This is a genomic window from Streptococcus sp. 1449 (assembly GCF_013276805.1).
Lineage (GTDB): Bacteria > Bacillota > Bacilli > Lactobacillales > Streptococcaceae > Streptococcus > Streptococcus pseudopneumoniae.
This window is the reverse complement of record NZ_VMLS01000022.1, coordinates 1-14,920: the sequence shown is the minus strand read 5'-3', so window position 1 is coordinate 14,920 and position 14,920 is coordinate 1. Positions and strand designations below refer to the sequence as shown.

Here is a 14,920-nt window from a genome sequence, read left to right as displayed (position 1 = left end):
GAAGGGGCGGGCGGCAAGGATTGCTACCCTCCACCTCTTTTATTTTTTCTTAATTTTTTAATTCTGCTAAATCATTATTAGCAAGAGCTGCTTTTACATCAGCACGGTAAGTTGCTTTTTCTTCTTCTGTCCAGTCATAGAATCGTCCCATTTCATCCAAAACTGGCTCAACGATGCTGTCCAAACTATCACGCATAAAGAGCATATGGTTGGTACGACGAAGAAGGAAGTCAACCGGGCTAAGAGTCAACTCGTTGCGCATTGCATAGTGAAGGGACAAAGTATCTGCCAAACTGAGTCCTGGCGCTTGTTCCAAGCTGTGAGCAAGGGCAAAGACTTTCGGTGCATTTGAACCGTAAAGATTTGCTAGGTAATGGGCTTCCTTGCTATCCAAGCCACGTGAAACTCCAAGTTGCGCAAAGGCTTCGATTTCTGAGTCCACATTTGCTGGATTCAATTCTCCACCTGAAACAGGGTAAGTCTTCGAGTTGATGAGTTTAAAGCTACGGTCAAATTCTGCTTTGAGGATATCAACCACGCGCTCCATAGCTCCTTCAGCCATCTTACGGTAGTCTGTGATTTTACCACCAGCAAGAGTCAAGAGACCATTATCATCACGGTCCAAGCTAGACCCACGAGAAACTGCAGATGGATCCAAATGTTTCTCAGATGTGCTACTTTCAAGCTTGCTGACAGCAGACTCAACATCTTCACGTGTTTTTTCTTTGGAGAGATAAGATTCAACAGTCGCAATCAAGTTGTCAAAGCTTTCATCACTGATGGTACCGTTATTTCCACCATTATAGTCAGAGGCACTGTTCCCTGCAATCAATGGACGAAGACCTGCCCAGCTACTTTCAATGTCAGCAACTGTAATATTCGCTTCTGGGAAGCGGTTGTTGACAATACCAAGTAGGTAATCTACATCTTCTTGAGTTACTTTTGGATGCTCCAAATCACCTGTGTAGTCTGTATCAGTTGTACCAAAGTAAGTCTTGTTTTCACGTGGGAGAACAAAGACCATACGACCGTCACCCAAACCTGTGTCAAAGTAAACTGGCTGTGAAACCTTGATTTTGCTTGAATCCACTACCAAGTGAACTCCCTTAGTTGGGCGCATTTGTGAGAATTGCGTTCCCTTATTAGACAAATTACGTACTTTATCACTCCAAGGACCTGTTGTATTAATAACCAGACGGGCCTTGATTTCAAATACTTGGTCTGTCAAGAGATCACGAGCTACAACACCTGTAATCTTGCCACTTTCGTCAAAGAGGAAGCCTTCTGCCTTCACGTGGTTGGCAATGAGGGCACCGTCTTGGTTGGCACGTTTGATGTTTTCAATCACGAGACGCGCATCGTTGTTACGGAAGTCAAGATACACTCCACCTCCTACCAAGCCTTCTTTCTTCAAGTTTGACTGGCGTTCCAAGACTTGATTCTTACTCAAAACCTTGTTAGCAGCTGGTGTATTGTTGACACCTGCCAAGAGGTCGTACAAGTCCATGGCTACTTTAAGACGGAAGAGGCTAAAGGTCGCTCCATCTTCATCGTAAACTGGTAAGAGCATTGGGTCTGGTTTTGGAATGTGTGGAGCAATTTGTTGTACTACTGCACGTTCTGAAACCGTATCTGATACTACTTCTACGTCGAATTGTTTGAGGTAGCGAAGACCGCCGTGAACCAATTTTGTTGAACGGCTGGATGTTCCTTCTGCGAAGTCCTGCATTTCAATCAAACCGGTCTCAAGACCGCTAGCTGCCGCCTGCAAGGCTACACCAGCCCCTGTGATTCCTCCACCGATAATCAAGAGATCCAGGGTGCGTTCCTGCATTTTTTTAATTGACCATTCACGTGTTTTCTTTGAAAATTCCATATTTACACACCTTCTAAATAAATCGCTTTATTCTGCCAGTATTAGTCGTCTACTTCCGCAAAGACTTGCGTTGCTTTCACAGCCTTCTTCCAGCCCTTGTAGAGTTGTTCCTTGCGCGATTCGTTCATCGATGGTTCAAAGAGTTCTCCTGTCTCGTTCAAAAGTTTCAACTCATCCAAGTTTTTCCAGTAACCTACTGACAAACCTGCTAGGAAGGCTGCTCCTAGAGCTGTTGTTTCCAAGTTTTTAGCGCGTGCAATGTCAATGCCTAAAATATCAGCTTGGAACTGCATGAGGAAGTTATTCATGGCTGCACCTCCATCCACTTTCAATACTTGAATAGCTGTTTGAGCATCCACCTGCATTGTGTCAATAATATCACGTACTTGATAAGCAATTGATTGAAGAGTTGCCTTGATAAAGTCTTCTTTGCTTGTTCCACGAGTCAAACCAAAGACAGAACCGCGAGCATTTTGGTTCCAGTATGGTGCTCCTAGTCCTGTAAAGGCTGGAACGACATAAACTTCATCATCATTGTGAGAATCACGAGCATATTTTTCAGATTCTGGTGAATTTTCAACCATGCGAAGACCATCACGAAGCCACTGAATAGCACTTCCTGCGATGAAGATAGAACCTTCCAAGGCATAATAAACCTTACCGTTGATTCCGTAACCAATGGTTGTCAAGAGGTTGTTTTCAGACAACTGCATTTCTTCACCAGTATTCATGATGATGAAAGATCCTGTTCCATAAGTATTCTTGACCATACCAGGTTCAAAGGCCAACTGTCCAAAGAGGGCTGCTTGTTGGTCCCCAGCCATACCAGAAATTGGCACTTGTCCACCGTAGAAATGGAATGGCGCTGTCTTACCGTAGATTTCAGAGTTAGAACGAACTTCTGGCAGCATAGCCTTCGGAATGTTGAGAATTTCCAAAATCTCATCATCCCATTTGAGTTCTTTAATGTTATAAAGCATGGTACGAGCTGCATTTGAGTAGTCAGTCACGTGAGTCGCACCGTCAGTCAATTTCCAAACCAACCAAGTATCGATAGTACCAAAGAGCAATTCCCCTTTTTCTGCTCGCTCTTGAGCGCCCTCTACATGATCCAAAATCCAACGAACCTTGGTAGCAGAGAAATAAGCATCAATAATCAAACCAGTCTTTTCATGGAATTTTTCCACATAACCTTGGCTTTTCAGCTGTTCAGCCAGAGGAGCTGTCTGACGTGATTGCCAAACGATAGCATTGTAGATAGGAAGTCCTGTTTTCTTATCCCAAACGACCGTTGTTTCACGTTGGTTGGTAATCCCGATTGCCTCAATCTGACTTGGTTTCACACCACTTTCGATGAAAGCTCCAGCAATAACAGACTGGACGGAATTCCAAATTTCATTGGCATTGTGCTCTACCCAACCTGCCTGAGGGAAAATCTGGGTAAACTCTTTTTGACTCGAGCTAACCTTTTCCCCTTTTTTGTTGAAAATGATGGCACGAGAACTTGTAGTTCCCTGGTCAATGGCCATGATGTATTTTTCTTGTGACATGTGCTGTCCTCCTGATAAAGATCTTGAGGTGTTCCCTCTTTACACTTACTAGTATACAAAATAAAGCGCTTTCCTGTTCATCAACTTTTTTTAATTTTTTAAAAAATGTGAGGAGATTGTGTGAATTTCACAAAAAAGGCCTCAAAAGTTAGATTTAATAACCTATTTTAATGAAGAAGTAGCTAATAAGAGTATTTTTGCTAAGATTTACGATATGAAAAGTTTACATAATGCAATTATTTAATACCCATTCATAGTGTGATATAATATTGTTAATAACTAAAAACACCTCAAAATATAAAAAAGGGGAGAATTTTATGGCTAAAAAGAATCAATCTAATCGTCTAACTAACCAACATAAAGATTCAAGAGGAGTAGTAGGTATATTCGGAGAAGATGCAAAATCTCATGATATTGCCGTAGGCACTATCTCTCATCTAGTAAAATCGAAACTAGAGGAATTATATCCGATGTTAGAGTTTAGATTTAGAAAATCAGTTAGTAAAAAGGAGATTAATCATTATCTTAGTAAGCTGGATAAAGATTTAGGAAAAACTTTATTTACACAGAATGCAAGTATTATTCCTGACGGCGGTATCATTGAGGTAAAAGATGATTCAGGCAGTTGGCGTGTAGTTCTAGTAACAGAAGCTAAACATCAAGGAAAAGATATTGAAAATATTAAATCAGGTAAACTAGTAGGAAAAAACAACGACCAAGATTTAATGGCTGCCGGAAATGCTATTGAACGCTCACATAAAAATATTGCTGAAATAGCAAATTTTATGCTATCCGAGGAACACTTCCCTTATATTATTTTTCTAGAAGGTTCTAATTTTTTAACGCAAACTATCTCTGTAATACGGCCAGACGGACGGTCTGTTATACTTGAACATGACTCAGGAATACTAAACCGCTTAGACAGACTAACTGCTGCCAATTACGGCATGCCAATCAATACTAATTTGTGCAAAAATAAATTTATAAAAAATAAAGACAAATCAATAATGCTTCAAGCAACCTCTATCTATACAACTGGTGATGGAAGTCACTGGAATCCTCAGGAAATGTTTAATATAATGTTAGATGTTGCTAAGACGTCTCTTAAAGTTTTGGGAAGCGATATTTTTAACCAATTAACAAGGAGTATGGAATAAGATAATGAGAAAAAACGAAAATGATTTTTTAAGAAAGGCAAAAAAAAATAAAAATGATGAGTTCTATACTCAACTACAAGATATAGATAGGGAGTTACATCATTACAAGGTACATTTCAAAAACAAAATTATATTTTGCAATTGTGATGACCCCAGAACTAGCAATTTTTATAGATATTTTGCTCAAAATTTTAATGAACTTGGTTTGAAAAAGCTGATTGCATCCTGTTATATCGAACAACAATTTGATTTATTTAGCTTAAATTCAGAAATTTCAAATGGCTTTTACTATGAATACACTGGGAAAAAAGAAGAGGTCATTATTCCCAGTCTAAATGACGTAACATTTTTTAAAGGTGACGGTGATTTCCGCAGTGAGGAAAGTATGAAACTATTAAAAGAAGCAGATATAGTGGTAACAAATCCACCATTTTCACTTTTCAGAGACTTCCTTGCACAAGTTGTTCAATATGATAAACAATTTTTAATCATTGGCAATATTAATGCTATTACTTACAAAGAAACTTTTAAACTCATAGAAAACAATAAAGTTTGGATGGGGATAAATATGGGACGTGGTATTTCTGGATTTATCGTTCCAGACCACTATGAACTCTATGGGACAGAAACCACTATAAATGAACGTGGTGAAAGAATTGTTTCCCCTAATAACTGTTTATGGCTAACAAATTTAGATAATTTCAAAAGGCACGAGGACATTATTCTTACCAAAAAGTATAAAAATAATGAAGACCAATATTTAACCTACGATAATTACAACGGTATCAATATCAATAAAACAGTAGATATTCCTTATGATTATCGAGGAGTTATGGGAGTTCCAATAACTTTTCTTCATAAGTTTAATCCAAATCAATTTGAAATTGTTGGATTCCGAAAAGGAGATGACGGAAAAGATTTATCAATAAATGGTAAGAGCACTTATTTTAGGATATTAATTAAAAATAAGAAGTTTCAAACGACTAAATAGGCTGGTAGTATGATGAGTTTTACGAGCAAACAAATATCTAATTTTTTGGATGATAAAATTTTATTTCGATTTACAATTAACAGTAACAATACTATAAACTTCAACGAACGTGAAGCGATGTTTACTTTTGATCAAATTGAAAAAGTAATAAAAACTAATTTTGACTATTGGAAGATTGTTTCAGAAAAAGCACCATCTAATTATTATTCAAATTGGCAAATCATGAATAATAAGATAAATGGCATAAGGAAATTTCTTTCTGAGATTGACGACTTAAATACGGATACTATAAATAACTATCTTTATTATAACTTGTCAAGTAGTCGTGAAACTACTGAGCAAGGGAAGCTTGTTTACATACTATCAATTGATTCACCTATTGATAAAGATTTAGAAATTCGAAAAATAAAGAGTTTTGTTTCATTCTATATAGAGCAAACAACAGACAATCTTACAGAAGCGATAAGAAGTTACATCTATCTCTCTAAGAATATAAGTTCTATAGGCAATTATTTTTCAAGCTCTTATCCATACCAATTCTATCCGGCTCTGTATTTACTTAGAAAACAGTTCTCTAATATTAGGGAAAATATATTCGACTTTGAAAAAATATTATATATCCATTAACCAGTAAGTTACAAGAAATTTCTGATAATTCTAATGAACAATATAAAGAAATTACCTCTTTTATCGAAAACAGATACAATGATATTCAACAACAATTTGATGATAAGGCCATAGAATTAAAAGAGTTTCAAAGCTCAATAAATCGTTGGCAAAAGGAAAAGAAAGATAAACTTGAACATTTAGAGGAGACTTATAAGAATAAACTATCATTGGAGGCACCCGAACAACTCTGGAATAAACGTGCTACAGAATATATAAAGCAGGCTAGAAATTGGACTATCATCCTTATTGTAACTGTACTAGCTTTAATTTTTACTTCGACAAAATTAATTACAGTTATACATAATTATTCTTTAGATATCATCAAAGAAATTCCTTTTCTTTCAGAATCATTCGTATTTATTTCTGTTATTTCTTTATCTATATAATTAGAATACTGGTAAAAATCGTAATGTCAAATCATCATTTAGCCACCGAATACAAACAGAAAGCAGCTTTAACTAGATTTTATCAATCTTTGACTTATGCTGGTACAAATATTGATAAAGAGGAAAGACTAATCATTATTAATTCATTATTTAGTAGAATTGATACAGGTCTTATTAAAGTAGATAACACAAATGATAACGAGGTAATTCTAGCAATTTTGTCTAAGAATATAAAATAAAAGGCTGAGCAAAAAGAATTTAAAGTCAAACAAACGCATATTGTCAAGTGTTGAAAAGACTCGATAATATGCGTTTTATTGCAGAAAATTTTACTTCTTTTTCTCCTAAAATTGAGTTTTTTTGCCATCTTCTTTAACTAAACAATAACTGACGAATCCCTGCCAAATCTTCCAAATCCAAGTCGTTTTTTAAATAATAAACTGGGGTCTGTTCCTTCTTATGAATCGGATTATTGGTAACCAGCAAATCATAATGCCGAGTTCGGTCATAGGCTTCAATGGTAATAAAACGGTTGTATTCCAAATACCGTTTCAAAATGGCTACCATCCTTGAAAAGACAAGAAAACCAGATGTCAAATCCAAACCAATTCGCATATGCTGGCCACCATTTTCAGCCATATATTCTATCAACTGGAGCCATTCCCAGAGAATTTTCTTATCCAAATCCGTCCCCTGCTGAAAGGCAGGCAAAGCATGAAAAATCTCCTCTGCCGTTCCCCTAAAATCATGTTCCATCAGCAAATAAGGATGACGATTCTCTAACTGGTACTTATAGCGATCCTGTAAAATATAGCCCTTGTATAGATAGACTTGAGCACAAAGCTGACTGAGTTCATAGGTAACATGATCCTCTGTATAACCGCCCAGCAACTCCTCCTTCTTCATTTCTTGAATCAATTGCGTCAGTAAATCTACCAACTGCCCTCCAAAACCAAGGATATATTCCATTGTATGAAGAGGAAGAATGCGATGAGACAGGAGGAAAGAGAAGAATATCATCATCTCACCATCCTCAGTTCCTAGAGGAAGGTGTTGCCCAGCAAAAAAGGACGGAGCCTTTCGATGCAAACGAAGGTAGAAAATATTGTCAAAATACCCTCGCATTTTCTCTTCTATCACTTGAAACTGACAAGCATTGACCCGAAGACGTTGTTGACTGATATGAGCCCAGAGAACCAAGTCCAATTTCTGACCCGAAGACAAACTTGCACCGCAGATTTCTTCTAAAGTGGCAATCTCCTGTTTTCTCTCTGGTTTCTGCATGTGACCTTCCCACTCCTGACTCGACCAGACCTTGCGGAAAAGACAGAAATAGAAATAGCGAATCTGATGCTCTGGACCTCGCCAACGTCCATTTTGGATGGATAAATCAAATTCTGACAAAATCTGATTTAGACTAGCCAAGTGACGACCAAGCGTTGCCTCACTAATCATCAATTCTTGAGCCAATTGATGGGCTAAAAACTGTTGGTGGTAGAGAAGATAGACCACAATCTGGTATTTAACAGCATTCTCCAAAAACAGGCTCCGAATCTCTCTCCCCTTGGTAGCTGCACCGATAGACAGACGCAGATTTTCATCTTCTAAGTGAATAGTCAGCTCTAAGCCACTATCCAAAGCCTTGTCATTGAGCAGGGTGACATATTTGGTTAGGGTTGCTTTTGAAAATCCTGTTTCTTCCATTACAGCCTTGACGGTCGTCTGAGACTCTTGTAATAGAAAGGAAAGGATTGAAAATTGACCACACTCGGCCTTCTCCATCAAATCTCCTAAATACATTTGTTACCCCTTTCATTTTCTACCTTAAGCATAGCATAAATCTTACAAATGCTGAAATAATCTGTTTCTCTTTTTATTTACCTGCTGATTTCCTAGTCCATTATCCTGAAAATCAGCAAACACACGGCTCCCCCTTTGGGCATTTTTATGCTAAAATAGTAGCTATGGATAAAATTATTAAAACTATATCAGAAAGCGGAGCCTTTCGTGCTTTTGTCCTTGACAGCACAGAAACCGTCCGCACTGCTCAAGAAAAACATCAAACCCAAGCTAGCTCAACTGTAGCACTTGGTCGAACTCTTATCGCCAGCCAGATTCTCGCAGCCAATGAAAAAGGAAATACCAAACTAACAGTTAAGGTGTTGGGATCTAGCTCTCTAGGTGCCATCATCACGGTCGCTGATACCAAGGGGAACGTTAAAGGTTACGTTCAAAATCCTGGTGTTGACATTAAAAAGACCGCAACTGGTGAAGTTCTAGTCGGACCTTTTGTTGGAAATGGTCAATTTCTCGTTATCACAGACTACGGCATTGGAAATCCTTATACTTCCTTGACCCCACTCATCTCTGGAGAGATTGGTGAAGACCTGGCCTTTTACCTGACTGAAAGCCAACAAACGCCTTCAGCAGTCGGTCTCAATGTCCTTTTGGACGAGGAAGACAAGGTCAAGGTTGCAGGTGGTTTCCTAGTTCAAGTCTTGCCGGGAGCCAAGGAAGAAGAGATTGCCCGCTTTGAAAAACGCATCCAAGAAATGCCAGCTATCTCTACTCTTCTCGAAAGCGACGACCATATCGAAGCCCTCCTCAAGGCTATCTACGGGGACGAAGCCTACAAGCGTCTTTCTGAAGAAGAAATCCGTTTCCAATGTGACTGTAGCCATGAACGCTTTATGAACGCTCTTGCCAGCCTTCCAAGCTCAGACTTACAGGAAATGAAAGAGGAAGACCACGGGGCAGAAATCACTTGTCAATTCTGCCAAACTACTTACAACTTTGATGAGAAGGACCTGGAGGAACTCATTCGTGACAAATCTTAATACACCTTTTATGATTGGCAATGTTGAGATTCCCAATCGTACCGTTTTAGCGCCTATGGCTGGCGTGACCAACTCAGCCTTTCGTACCATCGCAAAAGAGCTCGGAGCTGGACTCGTTGTAATGGAAATGGTCTCTGACAAGGGAATCCAATACAACAACGAAAAAACCCTGCACATGCTTCATATCGATGAAGGCGAAAACCCTGTCTCTATCCAACTTTTTGGTAGCGATGAAGACAGCCTCGCACGCGCAGCAGAATTCATCCAAGAAAACACCAAAACCGATATCGTCGATATCAACATGGGCTGCCCAGTTAATAAAATCGTGAAGAACGAAGCTGGCGCTATGTGGCTCAAGGATCCAGACAAGATCTACTCTATTATCAACAAGGTCCAATCTGTCCTTGATATTCCACTTACTGTCAAGATGCGTACCGGCTGGGCTGACCCATCTCTTGCAGTAGAAAATGCCCTGGCTGCTGAAGCAGCAGGTGTTTCTGCCCTCGCCATGCATGGCCGTACCCGTGAGCAAATGTATACAGGTCACGCAGACCTTGAGACCCTGCACAAGGTTGCCCAAGCTCTGACCAAGATTCCCTTCATCGCCAACGGTGACATCCGTACAGTTCAAGAAGCCAAACAACGCATTGAAGAAGTCGGTGCTGATGCAGTCATGATTGGCCGCGCTGCCATAGGAAATCCCTACCTCTTCAACCAAATCAACCATTACTTTGAAACAGGAGAAATCCTACCTGATTTGACCTTTGAAGATAAGATGAAAATCGCCTACGAACACTTGAAACGATTGATTAACCTCAAAGGAGAAAACGTCGCAGTTCGTGAATTCCGTGGCCTCGCTCCTCACTATCTCCGTGGAACATCTGGCGCTGCCAAACTCCGTGGAGCCATTTCGCAAGCTAGCACCCTAGCAGAGATTGAAGCCCTCTTGCAATTGGATAAGGCTTAATAGACCAAAACCCGTAACTCTCTTAAAGGTTACGGGTTTTTGACTGTAAAAATTCAAATACTAAGGGTTATTATTGACTCAAAGCAACACTGGAAACCTTGCCATCCGCTCCTGTTGTAATTTGGATGATTTTTCCTCCACCAATTTTGGCATTATACTTGCCATCATCAAGAGTATAAGAGTAGCCTCTGATAGAGTAGTTTTCTTTCTTTCCATCAGCAGATTCTACTGTGAATTGACCTCCTGATGAAACTGTGATGGTTTCGCCATTTGCTCCCTTCCAATTGCCCGCTGCAGCTGAGAAATCACCATCTACCATGGTTAAAACACCCTTGTAGCGTTTATTTTGCTCTGCTTGTTTGTCTTGAAGTTTGCGGTCAGTTGTAGGATCATAGCTTGATTGGTTAGACTGGGATTGAGGAGCCTGTTGAGTTGAAGGAGCCTGAGCAGGAGTTTGTTGACTAGCTGCCTGTTGATTAGACACTTCTTGACCTTGTCTTTGCTCTGGTGCAGGTGCCACTTGTGATGGCCTTGCAGTTGCTGAAGATTGATCAGTAGATGCCTTGGCCTTTTCAGATGAAGCTGAAGTTGAGGACTTCTGAGTCTTGCTTTCTTTGCTAGAAGAGGCTGCTTTAGAGCTTGATGACTGGCTTATCTTAGCAGAACTGCTTGCTTGAGTTGTTTCCTTTTTATTTCCACAAGCTCCCAGTAGCAAGGTAGAAGCCAATACAGTTGCTACCATCAATTTGATATAGGTTTTCTTTTTCATTTTTCTACTCCTTTGTAATATTTTAGAAATATAAAGAAATCTTTTTGTAATGGAATTGTAACATTTAGATTTAAATATGTCAATAATTTATTTAAACTATTTTAAAAATCTCACATAATTTAAACACCTTTACTCCTCCTACTCTTCTATTCGTAATCTAATAGAAAAAACAGAGAAAAATTCCTATTTTGTTTAAAATTTTTTAAATCGCTCTTATTTAATCGCTTACATATTTAGCTGCAAAGGAATATAATAACAGTGAAATAGAATATAGGAAGTGCACTCTTATACTAAATAAGTATTTCAAGTATCTTCCTTGGTTGATTTTGGGAGCAATTGGTTCCTATAAATCCGCAACTCACTATGGCAAAACTTCGTTTGATATCTTCTATCTGACCACAGTCTTTATGATTTTCTATATAGCTTTGTTATTCCTACACGAAAAATATCTCAAGTATCGATACAAAGACTTTTTACTCACATGTTGAGCAATTCTAAGAAAGATAACTATCCCTAAAAACAGTCGCAACAGCAAAGCAAACTAATAAAGGCAAACAAAGAGGTCAGGAACTTTATCCCGACCTCGTTTTTTATTTCAATCGATAGGTTTTTCTTGGTTTCTTTTTAGGCACTCGTTTGAGTCCAACTTCTTCTACATATTCTCCGTATTTTACGAGAAAGTTATTGCTGACGATTGGACGACCGGGGTTGATGAGATTGACCAGTTCAGTCCCTTCGTAGACAGTGAACTCCTCCTCCAGCAGATAAAGGAAGGTCGGATTCCAGTCGAGACGGCCTTGGATTCGTTTGATAGACTCTTGAATAATGGCATAATGGTCAAAAGCGAAGGCTTGTTCCTCCAACTCCACTCCCTCTAGGTAGCATTTGCCTGTCTGAAAATCGACATCTACAAAAACAACATCCTTGGCATCGTCTCCTGCTTGAACAAGTTCTAATACACGACTAGGCAAATAAACCAAGTGGGCAATGGTCACTGTCCAGCCCCGTGGGTCACGGCCGGGGGTCGATACGGTCATCAATTGCTCGATTTTTTCCAAAGGAAGATCGAGATTGACTTCTTCTCTCACCTCACGCTGACAGGCATGCGCAGCATCTTCGCCCTTGTCCATAAATCCTCCAACCAGAGCCAAACAATTTTGATAAGGGTGAGCCTTGCGGCGAATTAATAAGAGCTTGATTTTTCCTTCAACAAAGCAGTAGGCTACCATATCCACCGTCACACTTGGTTTTTCGTATTGAGGGAGTTCCTGCTTGTAGTACCAATCTAAAAACTCCTCCTGACTTGCATGAATTTCAAAATATTCTTTTTCCATCCCTGCTGGAATCATCGTGTCCGTCATTTTATGCCTCCTTACGAACTGCCTTGGTCCATTGGTACCAACCTACTAGACTATTGAGAGTGTAAACCCAGTACATCCCTTGGATGTGGATATTTTCACCCCACCAGAGATAAATACTAAAGAGATTGGTTGCAATCCAGAAAATCCATTGCTCACGATAGAGACGGGTCATCAAGAGCTGACCGACACCATTGGTCGCATCGGTAACACTATCACGGAAAGGGCGAGCACTATGGATACTTTGATAAGCCAAGCCCATACCAATCCAAATGATAGCAGTCAAGGCCAAGTACTTGAGCCAATCAAAAATAGATAATTTCTTAGCTTCAAAGTGAGATTCTTCTGCTTTTCCTTGGTCATTAATACGGTTGGACAGCCAAGCATAGAGGCCAATCGGCTGCATGACAAAGAAGTAAACGGTCGTCAAGACTTCGCCATAAAAAGTCGCATCCATGGCCAAAATCAAATAGATAGCAGAGTTAATAGCCCCAAAGAGATAATTGCTTGCACGACCTTCTGCTACCAAGATAACACAGACAATCCCAGTCCAAGATGCAAACAAGCTTAACCAATCATGACTATCTATATTTTGAGTGAATTCCAAGATAAAGGGAACACTTGACAAGGCGATGAGATACAACCACTGGAAGAGGCTACGACCGACAAAGAGATCTTTCCAGAGCAAGTGCATGATTCCTGCAAAACCGATTTTGCGAGCTTCTGCATGAACATTTTTAAAGTTTTCGATAAATTGTGTGATTTTTTCAGTTAGTTTTTTCATATGTTTCTCCTATATCTGCTTGGTAAATGGCATCAATATCCACTTTTGCTGCTTCATAATTTCCTAGATAATCCTCAGCTAGATAAACTAGTGGAATGTTTGCTAAATATCGCTCTCTCGTCTGGTCCAAATGCTGGGAAAAACTATGACGAATATGGTCTTCTGCCATAGTCATATCTCTAAATCCGTCATTGACATAGGAGCCAATAGGTTGCACAAAGAAAATCAAGTCCCATTTTTCCTTAGCCAAGATCGAGGCAAAGAGATTATCAAAAGTCTCTCCCGATAAGTCCCCTTGATCCTCTGACTCCATGTAATAATCATAGTAGCCCTTGGTTACTAAGGAGTTGGTGTCTGCTATCACCAGTCCCCTATTGGCATTACTGTCAATTAACTTAGAGGTCTGGTCATACTGCCACAACAGGAGATAATAGTAATCCTTTGGAGTCAATTCATCGTCGCGGACATTGTTTTTGATCTGGTACTCACGTGCATATTCCAAGCTGACTGGTGCATCGTAATACCTAGCCAAATCCTTGGCCAGAGTGGTCTTCCCATTGCTAGCACTTCCCATAATCAACACTTTCTTTGTAAACTGACGTCGGAAGGGTTGAGCAATATATTTCCAATATTTGCTTGGGTTTTCTCGAATCATAGTCTCTGAGATACCAAACTTTCTTTCTTGCAAGACAGTCTCAAAGCCACGATTTGATAATTCTTGCTGATAGTCTGCTTCTCCCACAAAGAAGATCAGTTCTTGTTGGGTTTCATCATAAGAAATCTCCGCTAACATTTTGTCCAACCACTCCTGCCAACCCATAGGGTAACGGGGAAGATTGGTCTCATCTAACTTACAAACCGAGGTCAACTCGTCATCACCAAAGGCCTCTCGGATATATCGAAATCTTTTTTGAAGCGTTAAACCTACCTGCTCCCCTCTATCTCCCTCATAGCCTGAAACGACAACCCAGACCTGGTCACACTGCCGCTTGGCTCGCTGGATCAGATCGATATGACCCTGATGAAGCGGAGCAAATGTCCCAAATATCACTGCTGTTTTCTTTTTCATAAACGCATTGCCTTTTTATAGTTTTTGATATTTTTATTATCTATGTTTTTATTATAAACTATATTTTTGTTTTGTCAATAGTTTTTATCATTTTTATAAAAACATTGCGAAAAAGAGAACCAAGTGAAAGTTCTATAATGAAGTTAGCCACCCAGCCCTCCTAAAAATTAGATGGTTCAACTAGCTGATAGCTAGCACTCGATTTCATTTGATAAGAGGCTTGATGCTGTTAGGCTGACAAGCCAAGGCTAAGATTAGCCTTGGTTTAGCTGACAAAACTGCTTCAAGGGTTCCTCTTGTCAAATGAAAGCTCTTCTAGGCATAAGAAAACACCTCTGTGTTATACTTGTTGTTCAATCACAAACACAAGAAAGGCACAGAGATGCAAAACCATTATACTACAAAAGCCAAACATTTGACAATCGATAGCCGTCGCTTAATCGAACGATGAAAAAAGGAAGGGAAATCAAATAGAGAAATCGCCTCTTTACTTGGAAAAGCTCCTCA

14 protein-coding genes and 1 pseudogene are annotated in these 14,920 nt (G+C 39.4%); 8 read left to right on the top strand and 7 right to left on the bottom strand.

Annotation, left to right across the window (positions count from 1 at the left end; all coding sequences use genetic code 11):
• Positions 1-49: 49 nt before the first annotated feature.
• On the bottom strand, positions 50-1,876 hold the full coding sequence (glpO, locus tag HT687_RS05985; RefSeq protein WP_023936767.1) for a type 1 glycerol-3-phosphate oxidase: 1,827 nt from the start codon (positions 1,874-1,876) through the stop codon (positions 50-52).
• Between the two features lie 41 nt (positions 1,877-1,917).
• Entirely contained in the window at positions 1,918-3,426 is a 1,509-nt protein-coding gene (gene glpK, locus HT687_RS05980) for a glycerol kinase GlpK (protein WP_000076800.1), read from the bottom strand.
• 317 nt (positions 3,427-3,743) lie between these two features.
• On the opposite strand from glpK, the gene HT687_RS05975 reads away from it, so the two are divergent.
• Genes HT687_RS05975 through HT687_RS11865 form a run of 5 tightly spaced genes read left to right on the top strand, consistent with a single transcriptional unit; the run spans position 3,744 to position 6,868 of the window.
• Positions 3,744-4,583 carry an EcoRI family type II restriction endonuclease gene (locus HT687_RS05975; protein WP_023934038.1) on the top strand — a complete coding sequence of 280 codons (840 nt, stop codon included), beginning with the start codon at positions 3,744-3,746 and terminating at the stop codon, positions 4,581-4,583.
• Positions 4,584-4,587: 4 nt separating this feature from the next.
• Entirely contained in the window at positions 4,588-5,574 is a 987-nt protein-coding gene (locus HT687_RS05970) for an adenine-specific methyltransferase EcoRI family protein (protein WP_023936772.1), read from the top strand.
• Positions 5,575-5,583: 9 nt separating this feature from the next.
• Positions 5,584-6,201 carry a hypothetical protein gene (locus HT687_RS11875; RefSeq protein WP_226373194.1) on the top strand — a complete coding sequence of 206 codons (618 nt, stop codon included), beginning with the start codon at positions 5,584-5,586 and terminating at the stop codon, positions 6,199-6,201.
• Positions 6,186-6,629: a DUF6161 domain-containing protein gene (locus HT687_RS11870; protein WP_345890532.1), complete on the top strand. Its 444-nt coding sequence runs from the start codon at positions 6,186-6,188 to the stop codon at positions 6,627-6,629. Before HT687_RS11875 ends, HT687_RS11870 begins: the two co-directional genes overlap by 16 nt.
• The gene (locus HT687_RS11865; RefSeq protein WP_345890531.1) at positions 6,590-6,868 is read left to right on the top strand and encodes a DUF6161 domain-containing protein; all 279 of its coding nucleotides are present in this window, start codon (positions 6,590-6,592) and stop codon (positions 6,866-6,868) included. Before HT687_RS11870 ends, HT687_RS11865 begins: the two co-directional genes overlap by 40 nt.
• A 133-nt stretch (positions 6,869-7,001) precedes the next feature.
• Here HT687_RS11865 and HT687_RS05960 read toward each other — a convergent pair whose 3' ends face one another.
• A complete protein-coding gene (locus HT687_RS05960; protein ID WP_172924107.1) occupies positions 7,002-8,429 on the bottom strand; it encodes a helix-turn-helix domain-containing protein in 1,428 nt (475 codons plus the stop codon).
• Between the two features lie 164 nt (positions 8,430-8,593).
• On the opposite strand from HT687_RS05960, the gene hslO reads away from it, so the two are divergent.
• Together hslO and dusB are read left to right on the top strand one after the other, a co-directional pair.
• On the top strand, positions 8,594-9,466 hold the full coding sequence (gene hslO / locus HT687_RS05955) for an Hsp33 family molecular chaperone HslO (protein WP_000357839.1): 873 nt from the start codon (positions 8,594-8,596) through the stop codon (positions 9,464-9,466).
• A complete protein-coding gene (gene dusB / locus HT687_RS05950; RefSeq protein ID WP_000183307.1) occupies positions 9,453-10,433 on the top strand; it encodes a tRNA dihydrouridine synthase DusB in 981 nt (326 codons plus the stop codon). The genes hslO and dusB overlap by 14 nt, the downstream gene beginning before the upstream one ends.
• Before the next feature lie 70 nt (positions 10,434-10,503).
• On the opposite strand, the gene HT687_RS05945 is transcribed toward dusB, so the two are convergent.
• Positions 10,504-11,202 (bottom strand): hypothetical protein, encoded by a 699-nt coding sequence (locus tag HT687_RS05945; RefSeq protein ID WP_023936780.1) that lies wholly within the window; start codon positions 11,200-11,202, stop codon positions 10,504-10,506.
• A gap of 287 nt (positions 11,203-11,489) precedes the next feature.
• Here HT687_RS05945 and HT687_RS11860 point away from each other — a divergent pair.
• Positions 11,490-11,719 (top strand): annotated as a pseudogene (locus tag HT687_RS11860) (hypothetical protein).
• Between the two features lie 73 nt (positions 11,720-11,792).
• On the opposite strand, the gene HT687_RS05940 reads toward HT687_RS11860, so the two are convergent.
• From HT687_RS05940 to HT687_RS05930, 3 genes are read right to left on the bottom strand one after another with little or no spacing between them, the layout of a single operon-like run.
• On the bottom strand, positions 11,793-12,563 hold the full coding sequence (locus HT687_RS05940) for an NUDIX hydrolase (RefSeq protein WP_023936782.1): 771 nt from the start codon (positions 12,561-12,563) through the stop codon (positions 11,793-11,795).
• Position 12,564: 1 nt separating this feature from the next.
• A complete protein-coding gene (gene pnuC / locus HT687_RS05935) occupies positions 12,565-13,344 on the bottom strand; it encodes a nicotinamide riboside transporter PnuC (protein ID WP_000736870.1) in 780 nt (259 codons plus the stop codon).
• A complete protein-coding gene (locus tag HT687_RS05930; RefSeq protein WP_023936784.1) occupies positions 13,328-14,413 on the bottom strand; it encodes an AAA family ATPase in 1,086 nt (361 codons plus the stop codon). Before HT687_RS05930 ends, pnuC begins: the two co-directional genes overlap by 17 nt.
• Positions 14,414-14,920 lie beyond the last annotated feature (507 nt).